This window comes from Paenibacillus sp. P32E (assembly GCF_001909085.1).
In the GTDB taxonomy this organism is placed as follows: Bacteria; Bacillota; Bacilli; order Paenibacillales; family Paenibacillaceae; genus Paenibacillus_AQ; species Paenibacillus_AQ helianthi.
In genome coordinates this window covers 166,962-186,293 of record NZ_LVYY01000001.1, presented here as the reverse complement: position 1 = coordinate 186,293, position 19,332 = coordinate 166,962, and the positions used below count along the sequence as shown (strand labels likewise).

Annotated in this window: 19 protein-coding genes; 10 read left to right on the top strand and 9 right to left on the bottom strand. The window is 50.5% G+C overall.

Features of this window, described 5'->3' with window-relative positions; translation table 11 throughout:
- The 4 genes from A3848_RS00570 to A3848_RS00555 all read left to right on the top strand — a co-directional run bounded on the left by A3848_RS00570 (position 1) and on the right by A3848_RS00555 (position 4,426).
- Positions 1 to 1,782 carry a hypothetical protein gene (locus A3848_RS00570; protein WP_074082934.1) on the top strand — a complete coding sequence of 594 codons (1,782 nt, stop codon included), beginning with the start codon at positions 1 to 3 and terminating at the stop codon, positions 1,780 to 1,782.
- A gap of 130 nt (positions 1,783 to 1,912) precedes the next feature.
- Positions 1,913 to 2,608 (top strand): response regulator transcription factor, encoded by a 696-nt coding sequence (locus A3848_RS00565; RefSeq protein WP_074082931.1) that lies wholly within the window; start codon positions 1,913 to 1,915, stop codon positions 2,606 to 2,608.
- Positions 2,595 to 3,932, top strand: a complete 1,338-nt coding sequence (locus A3848_RS00560; protein WP_083609433.1) for a sensor histidine kinase — start codon at positions 2,595 to 2,597, stop codon at positions 3,930 to 3,932. The genes A3848_RS00565 and A3848_RS00560 overlap by 14 nt, the downstream gene beginning before the upstream one ends.
- Before the next feature lie 17 nt (positions 3,933 to 3,949).
- The gene (locus A3848_RS00555; RefSeq protein WP_074082926.1) at positions 3,950 to 4,426 is read left to right on the top strand and encodes a DUF2231 domain-containing protein; all 477 of its coding nucleotides are present in this window, start codon (positions 3,950 to 3,952) and stop codon (positions 4,424 to 4,426) included.
- 90 nt (positions 4,427 to 4,516) lie between these two features.
- Here A3848_RS00555 and A3848_RS00550 read toward each other — a convergent pair whose 3' ends face one another.
- Together A3848_RS00550 and A3848_RS00545 are read right to left on the bottom strand one after the other, a co-directional pair.
- A complete protein-coding gene (locus tag A3848_RS00550; protein ID WP_074082924.1) occupies positions 4,517 to 5,389 on the bottom strand; it encodes a carbohydrate ABC transporter permease in 873 nt (290 codons plus the stop codon).
- 15 nt (positions 5,390 to 5,404) lie between these two features.
- Positions 5,405 to 6,355: an ABC transporter permease gene (locus tag A3848_RS00545; protein ID WP_074082922.1), complete on the bottom strand. Its 951-nt coding sequence runs from the start codon at positions 6,353 to 6,355 to the stop codon at positions 5,405 to 5,407.
- A gap of 143 nt (positions 6,356 to 6,498) precedes the next feature.
- Between A3848_RS00545 and A3848_RS00540 the strand changes: the two genes are divergently transcribed.
- The 3 genes from A3848_RS00540 to A3848_RS00530 all read left to right on the top strand — a co-directional run bounded on the left by A3848_RS00540 (position 6,499) and on the right by A3848_RS00530 (position 11,709).
- Positions 6,499 to 8,334, top strand: a complete 1,836-nt coding sequence (locus tag A3848_RS00540) for a cache domain-containing sensor histidine kinase (RefSeq protein WP_074082920.1) — start codon at positions 6,499 to 6,501, stop codon at positions 8,332 to 8,334.
- Positions 8,315 to 9,925, top strand: a complete 1,611-nt coding sequence (locus tag A3848_RS00535) for a response regulator transcription factor (protein WP_074082918.1) — start codon at positions 8,315 to 8,317, stop codon at positions 9,923 to 9,925. The genes A3848_RS00540 and A3848_RS00535 overlap by 20 nt, the downstream gene beginning before the upstream one ends.
- A gap of 104 nt (positions 9,926 to 10,029) precedes the next feature.
- Positions 10,030 to 11,709 carry a type 2 periplasmic-binding domain-containing protein gene (locus A3848_RS00530; protein WP_074082916.1) on the top strand — a complete coding sequence of 560 codons (1,680 nt, stop codon included), beginning with the start codon at positions 10,030 to 10,032 and terminating at the stop codon, positions 11,707 to 11,709.
- Positions 11,710 to 11,813: 104 nt separating this feature from the next.
- Here A3848_RS00530 and aroB read toward each other — a convergent pair whose 3' ends face one another.
- From aroB to A3848_RS00505, 6 genes are all read right to left on the bottom strand, one after another.
- The gene (aroB, locus tag A3848_RS00525) at positions 11,814 to 12,956 is read right to left on the bottom strand and encodes a 3-dehydroquinate synthase (RefSeq protein ID WP_074082914.1); all 1,143 of its coding nucleotides are present in this window, start codon (positions 12,954 to 12,956) and stop codon (positions 11,814 to 11,816) included.
- A gap of 112 nt (positions 12,957 to 13,068) precedes the next feature.
- On the bottom strand, positions 13,069 to 13,620 hold the full coding sequence (locus A3848_RS00520; protein WP_256702106.1) for a YoqH family protein: 552 nt from the start codon (positions 13,618 to 13,620) through the stop codon (positions 13,069 to 13,071).
- Positions 13,621 to 13,635: 15 nt separating this feature from the next.
- Positions 13,636 to 14,121, bottom strand: a complete 486-nt coding sequence (locus A3848_RS00515) for a GNAT family N-acetyltransferase (RefSeq protein WP_074082912.1) — start codon at positions 14,119 to 14,121, stop codon at positions 13,636 to 13,638.
- 21 nt (positions 14,122 to 14,142) lie between these two features.
- A complete protein-coding gene (locus tag A3848_RS00510; protein WP_074082910.1) occupies positions 14,143 to 14,991 on the bottom strand; it encodes a GNAT family N-acetyltransferase in 849 nt (282 codons plus the stop codon).
- A 2-nt stretch (positions 14,992 to 14,993) separates the two neighbouring features.
- Positions 14,994 to 15,140: a hypothetical protein gene (locus A3848_RS32015; RefSeq protein WP_178381864.1), complete on the bottom strand. Its 147-nt coding sequence runs from the start codon at positions 15,138 to 15,140 to the stop codon at positions 14,994 to 14,996.
- The gene (locus A3848_RS00505; RefSeq protein WP_074082908.1) at positions 15,137 to 15,655 is read right to left on the bottom strand and encodes an NUDIX domain-containing protein; all 519 of its coding nucleotides are present in this window, start codon (positions 15,653 to 15,655) and stop codon (positions 15,137 to 15,139) included. Before A3848_RS00505 ends, A3848_RS32015 begins: the two co-directional genes overlap by 4 nt.
- 145 nt (positions 15,656 to 15,800) lie before the next feature.
- Between A3848_RS00505 and thyX the strand changes: the two genes are divergently transcribed.
- A complete protein-coding gene (gene thyX, locus A3848_RS00500) occupies positions 15,801 to 16,508 on the top strand; it encodes an FAD-dependent thymidylate synthase (protein WP_074082906.1) in 708 nt (235 codons plus the stop codon).
- Positions 16,509 to 16,537: 29 nt separating this feature from the next.
- Here thyX and A3848_RS33265 read toward each other — a convergent pair whose 3' ends face one another.
- Entirely contained in the window at positions 16,538 to 16,720 is a 183-nt protein-coding gene (locus A3848_RS33265; protein WP_305953416.1) for a hypothetical protein, read from the bottom strand.
- 648 nt (positions 16,721 to 17,368) lie between these two features.
- Between A3848_RS33265 and A3848_RS00490 the strand changes: the two genes are divergently transcribed.
- Positions 17,369 to 18,055: a response regulator transcription factor gene (locus tag A3848_RS00490; protein ID WP_074083318.1), complete on the top strand. Its 687-nt coding sequence runs from the start codon at positions 17,369 to 17,371 to the stop codon at positions 18,053 to 18,055.
- Complete coding sequence (locus A3848_RS00485; RefSeq protein WP_074082904.1) at positions 18,045 to 19,307, top strand: sensor histidine kinase; 1,263 nt, start codon at positions 18,045 to 18,047, stop codon at positions 19,305 to 19,307. Before A3848_RS00490 ends, A3848_RS00485 begins: the two co-directional genes overlap by 11 nt.
- Positions 19,308 to 19,332: the final 25 nt, after the last annotated feature.

The following is a 19,332-nucleotide window of genomic DNA, read 5'->3' as shown; positions in this document are numbered from 1 at the left end:
ATGACGATCAAACAGGTCTTAACCCTGCGGAACTTTATGATCATTCTGTGTATATTCATGCTGGCCCTGCTGGGGCAGAAGGCTCTCAGGCTTCACAGCAAGATCGAGACGGTGCGGGAAGCCGAGCGGCTCTATGCCTCCGGAGACCTGATTGCCGCCGAGAAGCATTACCGCCTGGCAGCCGCTAATGCTTCCATTCTTTACAAGGAAGACCAGATTGCCGCGAGACTTAAGGAGCTGGCTCCGATTACGGCGATCCGCAGCGGTCTTAGCACACTTACACTGAAGATTGAAGACCAGCTGACGACCAAGGATTTTGGCGGTTTTATGGAGAGCTATGCCTCTCTGCTGAGTCTGAAGAGCCAATATATGAAACCAAGCGGACCCTATGAAACCTATTATCGCCAGCTGTCAGGAGATTCAGGCATTTCGGATCGGCTGGGGACAGGTTTTCAGCAGTTCAAGGCGCAGTTTCTTGCCGAACTGGCGGCAAGCCAGCGCGGCAGCAGCACCGATAATGACGGAGACAGCTTCAAATGGAATCTGCTGAGAATTCCCGATGTGTATCTAGGCGGAGCTGATGCCAAAAAAGATCTGCTGGCCACACAGTTCAAAGCGCATGACACCGCCCAGCTCAAGGCGCTTGCTGCGGCAGGCAGCTTCTCCCCCATGCTGGATTACGCTTTATCCCTTACCGATGCCTATAGCAGCCACAGCTATACGGCTCCCTGGGTAGCCAGCCAGATTGAAATGAGCGCCAAGCTCATTCTGCGTAAGGATGTAGACGGCGATCAGATTGCCGCCTTCTCTACGCATGCTGCAGCGTACCGCAAATATGCCGCCTCGGCTGGCCTTGCTGCCTCGAAGGTGCTGACTCTAATTGACAGTACCACCTCTAAGCTGCTCCGAAGCGCCGCGATGCTGGTACGCAGCGGCGGGTACGCGGAGGCCATTCAGCGCTACAGCGACCTGGCCCAGCTTCAGGACACGGGTGCTGAAATCTCCGCAGCACAGCTTGCGTGGAACATTGCCGAACCCGTCCGCATGTTGCCCGGCGGAGAGGAGCCTGGTAAGTATACGCATGTTGTTTCCGTCAGCGGGCGTTACGGCGCAAAGCTTGCCGTAACCGGAACAGACAGCAGCGGACGCCTCTACTATGCGGATTTAAGGAATGACGGCACCGTAACTACACGGACCGGAGATCCGATACCCGGCTTTGAAAGTCTCCGCAGCCTTGCTTTTGATGACCCATTGTCCGTCTATTCTGAAGTGCCGGTGGTAGTCGCCGCAGGCAGCCGCCAAGACGGGCGGACCTCTTTCACGGCCTACACCATCAGGCCTGAAGGAATCTCCCTGCTCTTCTCGTTTGCCGGCAACAGCTACGAGTTCCAACCGGACGATGCTTCCATCCGTGTCACCAATGCAGATATGGGAGACGGTTCGGAGGGCCGGACTGCCATATTCCGGCAGACGAATGGAGTCTACCAGTTCTCTGAAATCTACCAGGAGTATCCGCTTGTGGACGCTTCTGAGCTGGAGCTTCACCCCCTGGAGACCGTTGTCCTGAAGGTTGATATTTATATCGATTCCAACGGCAGACCCGTAGCAAGCGCGAATGGGCGCTTCCTGGCCCTGCAAGGAAATGTGGGTACGGTTACGGGTCCCGCCTTGGCAACCGGCCAATTCCAGTATAGATTCGATTATGTAGGAACCGATACAGGGGAGCAGTACGTGCCTGTATTTGCAGTCGAGTCATTGGGGAGTATGAATCCAATCCCCTAAGTACTCTAATACTATTGTTGGAGCAGCGTGGTCATGCACGCTGCTCCTTTTGATGTCTGCAATGATTTCATTATTTTTTCATTATTACGGGATATAATGAGCCTTATAAAGAGCGGCTGAGGAGGCAACCATGCGTATTCTATTAGTAGAAGACGATACCAAACTCGGGTATATGATCCAATATAAACTGCAGCTTGCAGGCCATCTGGCAGAATGGGCCCGCAACTCGGATGAAGCGGAACTGTTCTTTTCCTCTGCAGAATTCGATCTCTACATTCTGGACTGGATGCTTCCCGGCAAAACTGGCCTTGAACTATGCAGGCAGCAGCGCCGACTGAATGACAACACGGCCATTCTGATGCTGACGGCACGCGGCGAGATCGAGGACCGCGTCAGCGGACTGCTTACCGGAGCGGATGACTATATGATCAAGCCTTTCGCCTTTGAAGAACTACTGGCCCGTATTACGTCCCTGGACCGCAGAAAACAAACCCAGGGTTATGTGAACCAGTATGCGGTCAGCGGCCTGCGGCTGAACCCGGCCACACAGGAAGCAGAACGTGCCGGGGTTACCTTCACCCTGACTAACCGCGAGTTTCAGCTTTTGGAGTTTTTCGCCCGTCACCCCAATGAGGTTCTGTCCAGAGAGCGGATTCTTAATTATGTATGGGGTAACAATGCCGATGTTACTCTGAATGCGGTGGATGCGGTGATCAAGCTGCTGCGCAAAAAAGTCGATGACCCCTTCCCTGTGAAATTGATCAGGAGTGTGCACGGAAGAGGCTACCGCCTGGTAGATACCGGAGCTGTCCATGATGATACCTAACACCCGCAGGCAATTAACCATCTTTTACAGCACTATGATTGGATTGATTCTGCTCATCATGGCGGCTTCCTTCTATTGGGTACTGACCGATGTGATGCACAGGGATGAGAGGCATAATCTGGAGTCCGCCGGGCAAAAGGCCGTAAACGAATGGCGTAATCATTCACCGGGGCCGCAGGATAAGGAGGAAATCCGGGAGCAGCGCCAGACGGACAGCCACCGGATGGAATGGGAATATCTGCAAAGTGACCAATTTGCAGTCATTACAGATCCTTCATGGACGATCTTCGTTCATTCGCCAGAGGGGAATAACCTGCTGCTCAAGCCTTCCTTCCAGAAGCTGCTGGATGCCCAAGGGAGTAAAAGCTACATTCATCTGAGCATCTCTTCGGGTAACAACAGGACGAATTATGCGGTACTGCGTGTGATGACAGGTGATGAAGAACATCCGTTTCTCTTGCTCGGGGAAGAGGTGAGCAAACAGGAGCATTTATTGAAGGAGATGAGGCTGCTCCTCATCGGGATCACGCTTCTCCTCCTGGCGGTGGCCACAATTATAGGATATATACTAGCCGGCCGGGCTATGCTTCCCCTCAACCATGCGTTTATCCGGCAGCAAAAGTTCACCGCTTACGCCTCCCATGAGCTAAGGACACCCCTAAGTGTACTTCAGCTGTCGGTGGACATTCTGGAAGAGGAACAGCACAAGCTTTCACCGGTCCATCAGACGGTGCTCCAGGATATGAAAGAAGAAATACAGCGCATGACACGTTTAACCGGACAACTGCTCACGCTGGCCAGAAACGATTCCCCTCTGCAGCAGATGAGACGAGAGTTATTCGACCTGAAGCATAGCCTTTCTTTTGCAGCCGCAAGAATGCAGCTGGTGGCTCAAGAGAAAACTGTGCAGCTGCAGCTCCATATCGGCAACACGGAAGATACCTTTACCTGTCTGGGCGACAGTGAACAGATTGATCAGCTGCTTTATATTCTTTTGGACAATGCAATCAAATACTCTGCGGAGGGAGGCACAGTCACGCTGGGGCTTTCCCGGAATGACAACGGCACTGTGAATGTAATCATTCAGGATACGGGCTGCGGGATTCCCGAGGAGGATCTTCCCCACTTGTTCGAACGGTTCTACCGGGTAGATCAAGCCCGCACAAGAGAGCATGGCGGCACCGGACTGGGACTCGCCATTGCACACGAGATCGTCAGCCGGCACGGCGGCAGAATCGTCGTAACCAGCACCCTTCATCAGGGGAGCACATTTACGGTCATCCTTCCTGAAACCCAGCGAATCCTTAGGCAACCACTCAAGTAGAAAATGGAGGTATTACTATGTTTACTGAAGTCTTTAACCACATCCATCCCATTGTTGTACATTTCCCTATCGCTCTGATCCTCATCGGATTTGGATATGATCTGGTGATGGCCCTGAAAAAACGCACTTTGAATCCTGCCGGAGGGTTATGGATGTGGCTTCTTGCTGCAGTGGGAGCCTGGGTCGCTATAGCAACCGGACCGGATGATGATGCCCGCGGCGTGACTTCATTTATTGAGCCTCACGAGACGCTCGCTACTCTGACCGCTTGGGCAGCTTCTCTGATCGTTGTGTGGAGATTGATAATGTTCTGGAAGGGCAAGCGGGCTTTTGTGAAGGTTCCGCTGGTGCTGTACTTAGCCGTCTCTCTTGTCGCTTGCGGGCTTGTGCTGGGAACCGGATATTACGGCGGGAAAATGGTGTACACAGATGGCGTGGGCGTCTCAGCCAACGGCGCTGCAGTCAATCCTCCTGTGCAAGGTAATCATAAGTAACAGCGATAAGAAGCCGGTGCCCCCTATACAAGGTGAGCACCGGCTTCGTTGTGATGAACGTCCTGTTTGGCATGCTGCCGCCTGGCATCGCTATTCTTTTACAGCACCGACAACAATCCCGGTTACAAAGTACCGCTGTAAAAAAGGATAAACCATCAAAATCGGCAAGGCGCTTATAAAAATCTGTGACGCCCGGATGGTCCGCTGCGACAGATTGGCAACGGCGGTCGGATCGAGCTTCGACATGTCGGCCTGCACGATAATCGTTTGCATAAAGGTCGCCAGCGGGAGCTTAGAGGCATCCTTGATATAGATAATCCCGTCAAAATATGAATTCCAATGTCCGACCATAATGAACAAGGATACCGTGGCAAGAACCGGCAGGGACACTGGCAAATATACGCTATAAAAGGTGCGGAACTGCCCTGCCCCGTCAATAAAGGAGGCTTCTTCCAGATCTTTGGGCACCGTACGGAAGAAGTTCAGCAGCAGGATAATATTGAACACAGCCACCAGTCCCGGTAGGATCAGTGCCATCAAGGAATTCATCAGCCCAAGCTTCAGAATCAGAATGTAGCCGGGAATCAGACCGCCGCTGAACAGCATGGTGACGACAAAATACCAGAGATAAATATTGCGGGCCCGGAATACACGGGTTTCCTTGGAGAGCGCGTATGCAGCAATGGTATTCACAACCAGAGCAAGCGCCGTTCCCAGCACGGTCCGTTCTACAGACACCCACAGGGCGGAGAGAAAGTTGCTGTTGTTAAATGTTTTTGCATAGGCTTCAAGGGTGAATCCGATCGGCCAAAAGGTCACCAGCCCGGCATTGGCCGGAGCCGTCGAACTGACTGATACCATCAGTAAGTGATATAACGGAAGCAGGCACAGCACGGAAATAACCGTCAGGAAGACATTATTGAATACGCTGAATATGCGGTAAGACACCGTTTTGTGATACATAGGATGTCATCCTTTCTAAAAGATTCTGTAGCCGGCAAACCGGTATGCCAGACGATAGGAGATCACGATCAAGATTAGGCTTATCGCCGACTTGAACAGATTCACCGCAGTGGCAAAGCTGAACTGTCCGCTGAGCAGGCCCTCTCTGTAGACAAAGGTGTCAATAATATCCCCTTGCTGATAGATCAAAGGACTATAGAGGTTAAACACCTGGTCGAAGTTCGCATTCAGCACGTTGCCCAGCGCCAGGGTTGCCACCACGATGGCAATCGGAATCAACGCCGGAATGGTAATATAAATCGTCTGTTTCCAGCGCCCTGCCCCATCCACTTCCGCCGCTTCATACAGGGAGGGATTAATGCCGGACAGTGCGGCCAGGAAGATAATCATGTTGAACCCGAATTCCTTCCAGACATCACTGAAAATGATCGTGAACCGGAACCAGTTGCCGTCACCCAGGAAGAAAATCGGCTTCACGCCGAAAACACTGGAGATGAACTGGTTGATAAGGCCCGTCTGGGCAAGCATATCAATCAGAATCCCCGACAGGGTAACCCAGGATAAAAAGTGCGGCAAATAGACAAGCGTCTGAATGGTTCGTTTGAGCGCCATCTTTCTGACCTCATTCAGCAGTAAGGCGAAGAAGAACGGGATAATCAGGTTCATCACCATTTTGGAGCAGGCGAAGAACAAGGTGTTCCATGTAATCTGCAGGAAGTAATCGTTCTGCCACATGTATTCGAAATGTTTGAGTCCCACCCAAGGAGAATCAGCGAATCCGAGCGCCGGCTTATAATCCTGAAAGGCCATTAGAATTCCGCCCATGGGAACATAAGAAAAAATAAACACCATAACGGCCGCCGGCAGCACCATAAAGTGGAGCACCCACGGCTGCTTATACCCTTTTTTCCTCGATAAGCGCGGCGTTTTTCCAGGATTCACCTGCTGTATAGTGTTAGCTTCCATCGCTCTCTCCCGCTTTCAAAAAATTATTTTGTGTGTTGTATGAATCTCTGATATAAATAGTAGCAAGCATTTCTAAGGTTTGACTATATTACTTTGTTAGGCTCGCATAGGGATTTATTAGGGCATCGTCTGGGGGGACAAAGATGGGTCTAAGTAAAGCTATTAACTTCGCTAAGGAAAAATCCTGGAGCAGATTTAGTTTGTTCGCCAAAATGAACAGTCTGATCATTGTGCTGTTTGTGCCGATCATCATCGTGTATACGTATTCCAATAACGTCACTTACGATGTAGTCAGTAAAGAGCTCCAGGAATCCAATACCAAACAGCTCACTTTTTTATCCAGTCAAATCGATTCACGGATCAACCAGATGATGGATTTCAGCCTGGTATTCTCGAAAGATCCGAATGTCAGGAAATTCAATGGCCTGAATATGTGGGAAGACCGTTACGACCATATGCAGACCCGTTATGTCATTCAGGAGAAGATGATGCTCCAGTCCGGGTTAACGGATATCTGGCCTTCCCGATACGCTGTATATTCCCAGCAGAACAAGGATGTCATTTCCAATTACGATAAACCTACAGGTTATGATGAACACTACTTGAAGCAAAATATGAGCGGCAAATGGACATACAGCGACGGCCAATCCGGCTATCCGGGGAAAACCAAGGCTTTTTACTGGTTCTATAGCGATTCTATTGCTCCGCAGGGTACGTTTACGGGAAGTGATCTGGTCGTTGAAGCCAGCTTCAGCTATGAGAATATCCAGAATATGCTGGATACGTATAAGGCAGGGGGACAAGGGGACCCGTTCTTCTATCACAAAGGCGATAAGCCGATCCTGAACCGCAGTGCGGACCAGCGCCTAACCGGTGATTTGATTACTTATCTGAATGAGCATTCACCGGACAACAGCACGCAGCATGTAGTGAAACTGGAGAATAAAAATTATCTGGTCAGCTCGGTGAAGTCCACTAATCTGGATTGGTATCTGGTTGACGTTGTACCGCTTGACCGTATTCTCGGGCCTATATCCGGCAGCCGTAATTTATTCTATGTATCCATGCTTCTGCTCTTTGTTGTTGGAATCTCGGCTTCCATTCTGCTGTACCGGAACGTTCAACAGCCTATCAAGAAGCTCATCAAAGGGCTTAGACGTGTGCAGCGGGGCGACTACACTGTGCGCCTCCACTCCGACGATCAAAACGAATTTTCGTTTCTCTTCCACCGGTTCAATGATATGTCTCATCAGATTCAGGACCTGATTGAAAATGTCTTCAACGAAAAAATCCGTGCCCGTGAGGCTACCCTGAAGCAGCTTCAAGCTCAGATTAATCCGCATTTCCTCTACAATTGCCTGGGATATATTATCAATATGGCCCAAATGAAGGATGAAGAAGCCGTTGTATCGATGGCTTATAACTTAAGCGCTTACTATCGCTATACTACCCGGATGGAGCGGGATACAGCCACCTTGGACGACGAAGTCAAACTGCTGGTTAACTATTTGGATATTCAAAAGCTGCGCAATGGCCGAATTGATTATCATATTGATATCCCCAAAGAGATGCTAAAACAGTCTATCCCGCGTCTCCTGCTGCAGCCCATTGTGGAGAACTCGGTTATCCACGGGGTCGGAAAATCGTACAGCTCCGGTGAAATCAGAATCACCGGCGAGACTACCGAAGGCTTCTGCCGGGTGTATATTGACGACGATGGGCCGGGCCTGAGCCAGGACCAGCAGGAAGCACTTAACCGGAAGATGCGGGAGCCGCTGCGCGAGGAAATGGGCTGCGGCCTTTGGAATACGAATCAGCGGCTTATTCACCAGTTCGGTAATCAATCCTTTCTGTATTTCAGGGAATCACCGCTAGGCGGTTTCCGGACAGAGATCATCTGGGAGATTCCAGCTCAGGAAGAGTATCACCTGTACACTAACCAACAAGGAGACACACAGCATGCAAATGATCATCGTTGACGACGAAGCCCACTGGGTAGATAACCTGTCCATGACCAAACCCTGGCACACACTGGGAATCGAACAAGTACACAAGGCATATTCCGCTACCGAGGCGCTTCAGATCATCGAAACGCACCCTATAGATATTGTGATCTCAGATATTCAGATGCCTGAAATGACGGGACTTGAACTGATAGAACGGATCCGGAGACGGGACAAGAAAATCAAATGCATCATCTTAACCGGGCATTCGGACTTCGAATTCGCCAAAACTGCCATTCAGCACAGTGCAGTGGATTATCTGCTTAAGCCTCCGACAGACCCTGAATTACTGGGTGCCGTCCAAACGGCAATTGATCAATTGAATGCGGAGTGGGAGCTGGTCAGCTCCCTGGAGCGGACCCAATATACGCTGAGAGAGAACCTGCCGCTGCTGCGCGGCCAGTTGCTTCTGAGTGCTCTGCAGGGGCAGCGGCTGCCAGCCGACGAATGGGAACGCAAGCTGAGGAGCTACGGTCTCCCCTTCAGCCAGGGGGACTGCGCCTTGATGCTTGTCAGGCTGGAGGAAGAATTCGGACAGTATAAGAATAACGGACAGCCGCTCATTGAATATGCAGTCATTAATATGGCGGAAGAGATTATTGGTGAGTTCATGGAGGTCTGGGGCGTCAAGGAAGAGCATGGATATCTGGTCTTTCTGCTTCAGCTGAAGAAACGGGCAGCAGATCTGGGGACAGAAGGCCTTCTGGAGCAGCTGTCTGTACAGCTCCAGTACAAGGTAAAACAATTCCTGAAAGGGTCGCTGTCTATAGTGATCACAGAATGGTTCAAGTTCCCTGAACAGTTGTATGACCGGTTCCGCCAGGCCTCGGCCTACTTCCGTCAGATTGTCGGGGATGAGCGGGAATTCGTTATGCGGGTCAGTGAACCCGGCGAACAAGCAGAGCAAGGACCGCTGGATGCCCTCTACACGCCTCCTTCCCTGATTCATCTGCTGGAATCCGGGCATTGGGAAGCCGCCGAGGCCAAGCTGATGGATGTATGTGCAGAACTGGATGAGAAATGGCCTGAATCCTGGGAGCACTGCATGGAGGCCGGATTCCTAATCTCGGCGGCCTTCTCCAACCTGGCACACCGGAATGGACATACACTCGGGAAGCTGCTGGGGACAGATATTGAAGAGCTGCAGAGCGGGGAAGCCTTTTCTTCCATCAACAAGCTCAGAGTATGGTCCTTGAGCGTGCTTGGCAAGCTGAAAGAGGGAACCTCAAGCGAAATCAAAGACATCCGTTCCCTCTACGTGAAGAAGATCCAGGAGTTTACGGATAAGAATCTGCATCTGGATGTTTCGTTGCGGGTCCTGGCAGACCATGTCAATCTGCATCCCACTCATTTATCCAAAATTTACAAGATCGAAACAGGTGAAGGCATCAGCGAATATATCTCACGCCTGCGTATGGACCGGGCCTGTCATATGCTGAAGACTACCGGTAAAAAGGTGTATGAAATCAGCACGGACATAGGCTACATGGACCCCGCCTACTTCATCAAAGTATTCAAACGCCAGTTTGGAGTGACACCGCAGGAATACAGGGACGGGAAAAAATAGCATGATAGAGTCCTATCAAAACTAAGAAACTCATATAGATGCCCTCCCCTCAAAGTTGGTACAGTACACATGTAAGCATCATACACAGTAGGGGGACATGATGAATGAATACATTCCAAAAATTAGGCTCGTTGCTCGCTGTCACAGCTCTCGTCACACTTACAGCCTGTAACGGAACATCCAATGAGAAGGCACCCAAAGACAATGCCGCTTCCAATAGTGCAACTACCTCTGAAGCCGACGCTGCCTTCGCCAAAGGCAAATACGATCCGCCGATTGAGATCAGTTCAGTACTTATGCCGAAGAAGTACGCCCATGGCGACACGAAGGAAAACAATGTACATGACCGCTGGATGCTGGAGACTCTGGGAATCAAGCATAAAGATACCTGGTATCCCGCGAATGACGACCAATACCGGCAAAAGCTTCAGCTAGCGATCTCCTCGGGCGAGAAGCTTCCGGATTTCGTATCCGTACCTACCAATCCGGTGCTGACTAATCAATTGATTGATTCCGGCCAGTTCATTGCGATTGATGATCTGTTTGACAAATACGCCAACAAGACACTGAAAGACCATGCTGCTGCACACCCTGAGCTCTGGTATCCTTTCATGAGAGACGGCAAGAAATACAATATGCCGATCATGGAATATACTGACAATGACGATACCCTGCTCTGGCTCCGTGAGGACTGGATGGAGAAGCTGAATCTTAAGGCACCCAAGACTATTGCCGACTTAGACAATATCATGGACAAATTCAAGAACCAGAACCCTGACGGTCTGGCTCCCGATAAAGTGTATCCACTGGCCATTTCGCTGAAAAATAACACAAACACCTGGATGGGCTCGCTCGACTGGCTATTCGGAGCTTACGGAACCATCGAGGAGCAATGGAACATGGATGCGAATGGCAATCTGGAGTATGGTTCTGTGAACCCGGGTGCCAAGCAAGCCCTTGCAAAGCTGAAGGAATGGATGGATAAAGGCTATATCCATGCCGACTCCGCTCTGTGGGATGAAGCGAAATCCGCTGAGAGCTGGACCAAAGGCACGGCAGGCATTCTGCCGGGAGCCCAATGGGTCCCAGACTGGCCCGCTCCCGATCTGCTCAAGAATGTACCGGGATCTAAGTACAAAGCCTACCCTATCCCTGCAGGACCTGATGGCAAGATCGGCACCAAATGGCAGAATTCCGGTGTAAATGCCAGTATCATGATCAATAAAGATGCCAAGCATCCGGAAGCTATCTTCCTGTACTATAACTATTTGCTCGATAACGTGGCGAATCCGGCCGCAGGCAGCCCATATGAATACGGCTTTGCCAAAGGCTACGATTGGGATATCATTGATGGCCAGCCTACCAGCGATAAAGACAAGATTAAGGACTTCAACAATGAGTTCCCGTTCCTGACCGGTCCGGCCCGTATTCCTGATCTGTACATGAAAACACTCGTTAAGCTGGCAGACGGCGAAAAACCGGTAACCCCTTATGAGAAACAAATGGCTGAGTTCCGCAAGCCGGAAAACTGGGCAGCCGCCAAGATCGTAATGTCACAGAAAGATATCCGCAAGCAAAACTATTTCACAGGTGCAGCTACACCGACCATGGTCTCCAAGTGGAATCTGCTACGCCAGTCCGAGATGGAAACCTTCAACAAAATCATCTACGGCAAATTGCCGGTTGATGCATTTGACGAATTCGTTACCAACTGGAAAGCTAACGGCGGCGATCAAATCACGAAGGAAGTTAACGATTGGTACAAATCGGTATCTGCCAAATAATTAGAAGCCGGGAATAATTGGAGTAGAGCAGTATCTAATAAAAACGGGCAGGACCCGGCAGCTATGAATGCTGCCGGGTCCTGCCTTTGCTTTGGGCTCATTTCCTACAATTGACGCATCTCTTCCAGCACTTCCATAACCTCTGCTTCCTCAACCGGAACCGAATACGAGCCGTCTGCAAAACGCTTCATCGCCCCGATACCGTCCTGGAACACAAACCGGATGCGGCCGCTGCGCACTTTTTTATCCGTATACATCTTGTCCATCAGTTGTCTGTTCGAGACCTGATCTGGAATGTCCGTCGGTAATCCTGCCTTCTTAAGCAGTGCAATGACGCGCTCTGCCTGTTCTTCGGTCATGTACCCGCGCTTCACTCCCAGCTTCGCCTGGATCACCAGTCCCACCGCAACGGCCTCTCCATGCAGCAGCGTATAACCGCTTACTGCTTCGAGCGCCCGGCCGGCCGTATGGCCCAGATTCAGAATCTGCCGCAGATTGCTCTCATGCTCGTCCTGCTCCACTACTTCGTATTTGATCCGGCAGTTGGCCAGCGCAATCCGCTCACAAACTCCGGCATCAAGCACCAGCTGCCCGCGATCCGATATGACCTTGCCCAGATTCTCCTCCAGATCGCTGAAAAAACCGGCATCCCCCAGGCAGGCATGCTTGATGGTTTCGGCCAAGCCGCTTCTGAATTCACGGGCCGGAAGGGTGCGCCAAGCGGCTAAATCTATGTATACCTTGCGCGGTTGGTGAAACACACCGATCAGATTCGTGGCCACCGGCGTATTCACACCCGTTTTGCCGCCGACCGACGCATCCGCTGCAGCCAGCAGGGTGGTTGCATAATTCAGGCTCGGTACTCCCCGACCAAAGGTCCCGGCCAGAAATCCGGCCAGATCGATCACAGCTCCGCCGCCCACGGCGATGATGCAGGAGTCCCGCCCATAAGCGCGGTGCAGCAGCTGATCCTCCAGCAGGGCCTTGGTTTCCCGGGTTTTCGAGGTCTCCCCCGCCGGAAAAGAAAACAAGTCCGCCTCCAAACCGTTTTGACGCAGCCGTTCAAGCAAAGGCCGCCCATAGAGCGGTTCCACCGTGGAATCCGTAATAATCGCATATTTACTTACATTCGGCACTAGCCCCTGCTGTAAATCCTCAATCAGCGAATCAAACAGCCGCTCACCAATCTCAATCGCATAGGAGTGATCGACTACCTTTTTTAGTACAACCTGAAAGCTTCGGGACATGGCACAACCTCTTTTCCCCAGACTTGGACATGATGTAGAGTACATTCGCCCGAAGTGGAAAATTCTCCTGCTTCTCCCTGCATGCTTTACTTATCGAGTAGCAATATTAGCATCAATTACACTTGCTCATAACACTCTCCAGAACGATGGGACCCAGGGTATTCGTTGTAGAGTTGGATAGACGGACCTGTACGGAAGCACGCTCCAGCGGACCTGTGATATCATCAATCCGGCCAGCCCAGGTTGGATTCTCCGTTCCTGCAGGAGCCGGATGCAAAGGGAATCGCCAGCTGATCTCACCCGCCACTTGAGCAAATCCCTCATACCTGTCGTAATTTCCTAGGGAGGCTGGCTCCGGTAAGTATTGGGCGTGAATGCTCAAGCTTGTCCGCTCACCTCCGACATCCCTAAGTACACGATAAACCAGAGCTACACCTTTGGCGTTGACCGGCATATTTTCTTTGGCACTCAGTATGAGACTGCAAGGATACTTACTCTCTGGGGGTGCGGCTTGTACGGCCACTGGGAATATAGCTGCCAGCAGCAGGACACAAATCCATAACAGTGGTTTTTTGATGGTACTCCCTCCTTTTTCGAAAGGATATTCTTCCCCACGCCATCCACGAATATGCCGCTTATGCCATACATTAAGGCCTTCTAGCATAAGATCTCCTTACCTCTAACAGCCTTTATTGCTTAGAACAACAGACGTTTCGATCTGGCGCTCCGGAATATTCCAGTATTGGTTCAGCAGATTTCTTTTCTCGTCTGGCTGCACAAGATTGAAACCATTCTTAGTGTAAAAGGAAATTGCCCAATCTGCCGCTGCCCACGTACCGATCAGGATGGGCTTATCTGTACGTTCTATGATGTGCGTAAGCAGTCTTGTCCCTATGCCGCCTTGGCGCTGGGCCGTTCGAACATAGGCGTGTCTGATCAAGGCTACCTCGCCTTTATCCTGAATTCCCATCACACCGCACAGTTCTCCATTGTCTTCAAATCCCCAAAAAACGACTCCATCCTTCATTTCGTGATCGAGTTCAGCTCTGCTCATATAAGGTTCATGATACCGGTCCTCCGGAATAACCCCCTGGTATGCCTTAGCGGCATCGTTGATAATCCGGTACATGTTCTCCTCGTCTTTCTTCTCACACAATCGGATCATTAGACATCTCTCCTTCCTCTCTCAGCAATCTGGACGGGGATAGGTGTGCTCAGCAAAATAACAGCATTCCACGAAATGATTTCTTTCATAGAACCGTTTAGCCCCCTGGTTGCTTGCTGCCACCCGCAAATAGATAGGTCCCCCTGGCAGCAAACTGCTCATACGGTTAACACAGCTCTGCAGGAGGATTCGCCCAAATCCCCGGTTCTGAAATTCAGGAGCAACAACGACATCACGGATATATTGACCTTCCGAAATATACGCCCCAACCAATTGACTCTGCAGCCAAAAGGATCGGACTCCCCCGGCCGACTCATACCGGGTAAGTGCTCTCAGAAAGTGCTCAGGGTCCTTTCGGTACCGGTCTGTTTCCCATCCATTGTCTTGAAGTAATTGATGATAGGCCCCGTCAAATAAAACAATAAACGGCTCCAGCATATCCGGTGTGAACCCCTGCTCCCACAATACAGAAGTTTCATCCAATGAGCCTGGAGAGGATAAGTCATACTTGAACTGATACCCCTCCATATCCGAGGTAAAACCAAGCGATCTTATACATTCAATAATTTCTTTATTTCCACCGTATACATTACAGCACAATTCTCTGCACTCTTCTGCTATGTACGGCTTAATACTGTCTTCTATCACTTTCAACAATGAGCCGATCCCGTCCGTTCGAATAAAAGCAGCATAAGCAATGACGCAATCGTCATCCTCTGCCAAACAGAACACACCCTGATTATCCCCGGACTCTTCATGGTACACAACCGTTACCTTCTGTTTGGCAAAAGCATCTCTGACAAAATCCTCTGCTCCCGTTGAAATTAGCGAAACGAGCTGCAATATTGGTTTGCTGTTCTCTTGCTTCATCCTTACTTCTCCTTCATTTCCGGGTTGGCGGTAATGAGATGAAACAGCCTGTCGCTCCGGCTCCCGATTTGTTCAGTTAGTTGAAGGATCGTCTCATTAAGCGTCAGCTTGGAGAATGGCACACCCAAAATACTCACCGTTCCGTTCATAGACTCCCCCTGCTTTCCCAATCTTCCAGCACCGCCCAGCTCATTGCAGCTTGTCCCTGTAAGCCGTGCATAGTGCCGATATACGTTGTATGATTATGTATTCCCGTTTCAAGGTAGTGCCGTACGACCTCTTTGGTAGAGGCTGTAACCCGCTGGTTCAATACGTTACCGCAATCCACCCACATCAGCCGTCCCTCATCACTCTCCATCAATCTGCTGCCAGACTGTACCTCTCCTGTAAAAATGTACTGTATGCGAATTTCGCTCTCATCCTTGATTCTATGCACAATGTACCTGAGTTCCAGACCGGCAAGCGCGTGTTCCGCCAGACCTGTCTCTTCCTCAATCTCTCTGAGGCAAGCCCGCTTCGGTTCGCTGATCTCCTCCCCCTCCATATGCCCCCCGATGGGAACGAGCTGTCCAGGAAGAAAAGCGCTGGTGGATTTCTTTTGCAGAAATAACATCTCTCTGCGCTCATTCAATAAGAAGGCTACGGCCATTTGTCTAAGCTGCATCCAAGTTCACCTCTATAGTAAGGATATCTATAAGGGAAATTATACCATGTGTGTTGGGAATAGATAAGTGTAGGACTTCCATTTGCAGGAAAGAACCCTCCCATTCCAGAATAAGAATTAGAGAGCTTACTATTATTAGGGGGTAATGATTTTGCATATTAACGTACTGGACAAGGGCTATGTCCGATTGGTTAACCATATGGGCAGCGATCTGACCGTTGTGAATGCGGCGCGCGTATCCTATGCCAAACAATCTGAAGCACTGACGGAAAAAGATATCCGGCTGATTCAGTTTCTCGCACGGGAAGGCCACACTTCGCCTTTCAGACATGCCGTAATCCAGCTGGAAATATATGCTCCGCTCATGGTCGCCAGGCAGTGGTGGAAATACGTTGTAGGTTCAGCCCATTATGAGGGCACCGGAGATAGCCTGGAGGCGTGGAATGAATCGAGCCGCAGATACATTACAGAAGAACCCGCTTTTTATATTCCATCTGCCGGACAGTGGAGAAGTGCACCGGAGAGCTCCAAACAAGGCAGCGGTGACCTGATAGCCTGGGAGCTAGGTGAGAAATATACACAAGAGCTTATGGAATACGTCCAGTTGGGCATACAGAAATACGAAGCTGCTCTAGCTGACGGCATATGCGCTGAGCAGGCCAGACTGTTCCTTGCGGCTTACGGCCTGTACGTGCGTTGGTATTGGACGGCTTCCCTGCAGTCCGTTGCCCATTTTTTGAACCAGCGGCTGGAGCATGATGCCCAAAAGGAAATTCAGGACTACGCGAAGGCCATCCTGGATATCGTGAAATCATTGTTCCCCGTAGCGGTGGAAGAGCTGCTGTCCAAATAACAGACTTATTGCTTATTGCTTATTGCTTATTACTCCTTGTCCGCCGGATGGAAGGATTTCAGATAATCGTGAACCTCTTCATTTGGCGTCTGAAGCAGTCCGGCAAGCAACTTCTGAATGGAACGCATCGCTGCAATCCGTTCGTCGATTTCCATGATTTTGCCCCGGACCAGCTCTCTAAGAGCCTCAGCATCCATGTCCTGGCCGAGCATATGCAGCACTTCCTGAATTTCTTTGAGCGAATATCCCAGGGACTTGGCATCTTTACCAGATAATCCTCGGAGTAGATCCGGTAGCCATTTGCTAACCGCCCGGGGACGGGCAGAATGCCGCTGTCCTCATAGTAGCGGATAGTTGCCATGCTTAAGCCGGTCCGCTGAGCCAGTTCGCCTCGTGTCATTCCTTCCATGCCTGTTCTCCCCTCTGTTTTTTGCATACCTGAAGTAGTGAGTGGCTTAGGTGGTCCACCTTCAATAGAAACAAGGTCTATAGTGGAAAAAGTAGACTTAATCCAAGCAATCACCTGCTAGATCGATCATTAGTGGGAAAAAGTAGAGTTAATCCGTCCATATTGTCCAATATGCGGTAAAAGAGCCCGAAATAAGTATATTAATTCCAACTAACCTTCTTTAAGGAGCGGATTTTTGCGATTAGGTTTCCTTTTTCCACCTACTTACGCTGCACTTAAAAATTGGATAACGCGATCCCATGAATTCCCTGTTATTCAGAGAATCATCGATTCACGGGGATAGATTCTTAAGTTATCCTACTCCAAGGTCAAGCTGCTATTGGCTCTTCTTAATAAACAATTAATCTGCAGCTGATACTATGGAAAGAGAATGAAATCAGAGGTGATTCCGATGAAAATACTAATTGTTGAAGACGAACTTCCATTGCTAGAAGCGATCATTGAAATCTATGAAAATGAATCCTTCGAAGCAACAGGGGCGTCGAACGGAGATGAGGGCTGCTACTTGGCGGAGAATGGGAGCTACGATCTTATTGTACTTGATATCATGCTGCCGGGAATGAACGGTCTTCAAATCGTCAAACGTCTGCGGGAAAAGCAAGTGGCGACACCCATCATTATGCTCACGGCAAAGGACAGTGTCGAGGACTCTGTGAAGGGACTGGATGCCGGTGCGGATGATTATGTGACTAAACCCTTTGCCGCGACCCTGCTGCTCGCCAGAACAAGGGCCGTGTTGCGACGCCGGGGAACCGTTAATCTGGAGGGCAATATGACATGCGGAGAGATTCAATTGGTCTCCTCTTTGAGAGACGCCTTTGCCCGCGAGGAAGCCTTGAAGCTTACACCTAAAGAGTATGAGCTGTTGGAATTTTTGCTGTGCAATAAAGATCAAATTTTATCGCGAGAGCAAATTTTCGAACGGATATGGGGTTTCGATTCGGAATCGGCCTCCTCTGCCGTGGATGTCTATGTCCATCATTTGCGCAAGAAGCTGGCTCCCTATGGAGGCGACCTCTATCTGAAGACGATCCGCGGAGTGGGGTATCTGCTGAAGGGAGAAGATCATGTTCAGTAAAACCCGCCGCCAGTTGGTGCTGCTGAATTCGGCAATCCTTGTATTGATTTTACTTGTATCGGGCTTGGCCCTATATACTCAGCTCCGCTATCGGTTATTTCACGAAGCAGATGAAGCTATTCTGAATACAGCCAAAACTATGAAAAATGCATCCATCGACCAAATGCTTCAAGAAGATCATCCCGAACCGGATGCCGACCGGAGGACCTCCTATTTCTTCTGGGACGGGCAAGGAAAGTTGATTATACAATATCCGAAGCATGACTTCACAAGTGAAGAGGCCCAGAGATTTAAGGATGCTGCCGCTGGGGGGGCATTACAGACTGTGAAGACTGGTGACGGCCGGGATTATCTGACTTTGGGTTTTGCTAATGCCTCTAGAGAAACGGCTGGCTCTTTCGCAGCCTCTCATGTCGCTTATGTGGTTGTGGTCAGGAATCTGGAAGAGGAGAACAAAATGCTGGACTCCCTCCGCATGGACCTTGTCATAGGCTGCGCTGCGGGTGTACTCTTTTCGGTACTCATCGGCTTCTTCCTGGCGGGACATGCCCTTGTGCCGATTCGCCGGTCGTGGAACAAGCAGCAGCAGTTTGTTGCAGACGCCTCCCATGAACTGCGCACGCCAACTGCCGTGATTCTGACCCGCACCGAGCTGTTGTTCCGTCATCCGCAGCACACCATTGAAGAAGAGAGCCAGAACATTGCGCTGATCCTAAAAGAAAGCAAACGCATGGGCCGGCTGATTGACGATCTGCTGACCCTGGCAAGAACAGACTCCAACCAGCTACAGATTCACACCGCCCCGGTTCCGCTGCATCTTCTCCTCCAAGAGATCACCGAGCAGTTTGAGCTTTTGGCTGAAATGAGGTCCATTCAGATCCGTTCCCAGTTCCAGCCCGCCGAAATCGAGGGTGACGACAACCGCCTGCGGCAGTTGATTATTATTTTGTTGGATAATGCGCTGAAGTTCACACCGCCGAACGGCTTCATCAAGCTGACCTGCCACAATTCCCCTCACTCTGTCCGAGTCCTTGTGAAAGACAGCGGCTGCGGAATCAGCCCGGACGATCTTCCACATGTGTTCGAACGCTTCTATCGCGGGGATAAAAGCCGGTCCCGCACCGAAGGCGGAACAGGTCTTGGCCTGTCTATCGCCGAATGGATCGTGCTTGCCCATAAAGGGACGATTCATGTCACCTCCCAGGAGGGGAGCGGAACGGAGTTCCAGCTCATTTTCCCCAAGAAGCTGTAGCCTGCTCTCCGGCTGTGTCATTTCA